General features: G+C 44.7%; 1 protein-coding gene and 1 pseudogene. Both read left to right on the top strand.

The genetic code is table 11. The features are described from left to right. A partial coding sequence (locus R7F64_RS24465) for a heme NO-binding domain-containing protein (protein WP_318072231.1) occupies positions 1–241 on the top strand: 241 nt, incomplete at its 5' end. A 7-nt stretch (positions 242–248) separates the two neighbouring features. Further along, positions 249–503 (top strand): annotated as a pseudogene (locus R7F64_RS24470) (hybrid sensor histidine kinase/response regulator); the annotation flags it as partial.

Below are 503 nucleotides of genomic sequence, written 5' to 3' on the forward strand. Positions count from 1 at the left end.
AAGCTTTATTCATGTAGAAGTTAAAAAACTTTACCCAGATGCCAATCCGCCTAAGTTCGATTTTATCAGCGAAACACAGTCAGAACTGGTGTTCGACTACCACAGTGCAAGGTGTATGGCGCATGTTTGTTTGGGGTTGCTCAAAGGCTGTGCTGCGCACTTTGGGCAGGTCATTCGTATTACGCACCAAAACCAAACCGAAGACGGAAGCCAAGTTCGATTTTGGCTGGAGGCACAATAAGAAGAGTATGACGGGTAACTCCTCATTAGAAAGGAAACTCAAACGAGAAATCGCCTCAAGAAAGGCGGCAGAACTGCTTTTAGAGCAAAAAAGTTATGAGCTTTACGAATCGACGCAAAAATTGAGCGTCGCGTTAAAGAAGCTAGAGCTTCGATCGGAAAGCGATCTGCGCAAGTTTGAGTTTGAAGAAAAAATTGATGCCACGCTTATTCGGTTTGGACGGACATTCCTTTCCAGCACTTTCGACGAGACAATGATTGCC

The sequence above is a fragment of the Vibrio sp. Vb1980 genome (assembly GCF_033338615.1).
Classification (GTDB): domain Bacteria; phylum Pseudomonadota; class Gammaproteobacteria; order Enterobacterales; family Vibrionaceae; genus Vibrio; species Vibrio alginolyticus.